The sequence below is a fragment of the Bradyrhizobium cajani genome (assembly GCF_009759665.1).
Lineage (GTDB): Bacteria > Pseudomonadota > Alphaproteobacteria > Rhizobiales > Xanthobacteraceae > Bradyrhizobium > Bradyrhizobium cajani.
Genome location: NZ_WQNE01000084.1, coordinates 1 through 1,914, shown reverse-complemented (window position 1 = coordinate 1,914; position 1,914 = coordinate 1). Strand labels below are relative to the sequence as shown.

Below are 1,914 nucleotides of genomic sequence, written 5' to 3'. Positions count from 1 at the left end.
GGTCGCGGTAGGGACGCTCATTGCTGGGCGCCCCCCGCACAGATCCGTACGTGCGGCTTTCCCGCATACGGCTCCCACCTCGGGTGAGTAGCGGTGAAGCGTGTTCGGGGCCAAGGATGGAGGATTTGTGGCTTGGGGAGCAAGTCGGAGGCAAGCCGCGCGACCCGCTGCCACGTGGTCCCGTCAATCTGGCTGCGGCGCCGAAGCATCCGCCTCCATTGTTCGGTGACGAAGTAGCGGAAGGCGCTGAGCGCTCGGCTGTTGGTCGGTACCGCGTGGTAGTTGAAGTACCCGGTAACGACCTGCCGCAGCCATTTGCCCTGTTCGAGCACCGACTGGTGCATACGCCGTCGCATTCCCTGCTTCACGGCTTGCAGTTTCGCCCGCATGCGGTCTTTGCGAGACTTGCGCCTGATCTGGAACTTGCCTTGCTTGGATCGGCTGCAGATGAAGGTGAAGCCGAGGAAGTTGAAGGTCTCCGGCTTGCCGAGCCCGCGCCGCCTGCGGTTGTCCTCCGCATGACGTCCGAACTCGATCAGCCGGGTTTTCTCAGGGTGCAGTGACAGCGCGAACTCCTGCAGCCGTTTGCGCAATTCTTCGAGGAAGTGCCGGGCCTCATTCTCATGCTCGAAGCCGACGATGAAGTCGTCAGCGTAGCGCACGATGATCATGTCGCCCGCGGCCTCGCGCCGTCTGAAGCGTTCGGCCCACAGATCGAGGGCATAGTGCAGGTAGATGTTGGCAAGCAGCGGCGAGATCACCGCCCCTTGTGCCGTCCCCTGTTCGCTGACCCTGACCGTTCCTTCTTCGAGAACACCCGCCTTGAGCCATTTGCGGATCAGACGGATGATACGCTGGTCGCCGGTCCGATGTTCGACGAAGCGGATGAGCCATTCCTGGTCCACCATGTCGAAGAACGAGCGGATATCGGCGTCAACAATGAAGTTCACCCGCCGGCTCTCGATTCCGACCAGCAGCGCATCCATCGCATCGTGCGCGCTGCGCCCGGGCCGGAACCCATACGAGAACCCGAGGAAGTCCTCCTCGTAGATCGCGTTGAGCACCGTAGCGGTTGCCCGCTGAACGATCTTGTCCTCGAGGGACGCAATCGCCAGCGGTCGCTGCCGCCCATCCTGCTTCGGGATATGGACCCGCCGCGACGGCTGCGGCCGGTACGCTCCCCGGTGAACACGAGCATGCAGGTCCTCAAGATTGGCCTTGAGGTCTTGCTCGTAGTCCCGCCACATCATTCCGTCCACACCCGGCGCGGCATGCTTCTTCAGCGCGAAGAACTCCGCCTCGAGCAGTTCAGGCGTGATGTGGTGAAGCAGCGCAGTGAACCTCTCCTTCTTCCTTTCCCTTGCAGTTCGCCGTATGCGTTCCAACGCCTGTGTCACGCTTGTCCGGCTCGGCGTCCGGGGCGTGCTTTGCTGGTCCGCATTCCCCTTGGTCGCGGCCCTTCGCTCCACCAACTCCTCCGCGGATCGCTCCGCTTCGTTCGCAGGCTTCGACGCTACTACGGCCGCGTCCGACTTCCCGCATCCGTTCGTCATCGGCTTTGGCTCCTCGCCTTCCCGATGCGGACCTTGGGGGCATGTTGCCATCGGTCAGATGCGGGACCTCCCAGGTTCCGACGCGGTCCTTTGCTGCGTGATGGGGTCTTCGACCACGGCAGAGCGTCAGCGCCTCGCATAACGGCGCCGCACATGTTGCCTTCGACGTTGCTTACCGGCTCGGCCTCTGCGAGTTTCTGTCTTTCGCGGCTCAATAGCCCACCCCACAGCATCGTTGTGTACGCTTCGCAGCCGCCGTTGCCGACGGCCACGCAACACTCACTACCGGGCGCTCGCTACCGCTTACCCGGACCGGACTTCCACCGGTTGGACCACGCCAGCTTGCCTGGCGCACAAGCAA

The 1,914-nt window shown here is 63.2% G+C and carries 1 protein-coding gene; it reads right to left on the bottom strand.

Features of this window, described 5'->3' with window-relative positions; genetic code table 11:
* Nucleotides 1-17: 17 nt before the first annotated feature.
* Nucleotides 18-1,553, bottom strand: a complete 1,536-nt coding sequence (gene ltrA, locus GPL20_RS38460) for a group II intron reverse transcriptase/maturase (protein ID WP_157337931.1) — start codon at nucleotides 1,551-1,553, stop codon at nucleotides 18-20.
* Between the last annotated feature and the right edge of the window lie 361 nt (nucleotides 1,554-1,914).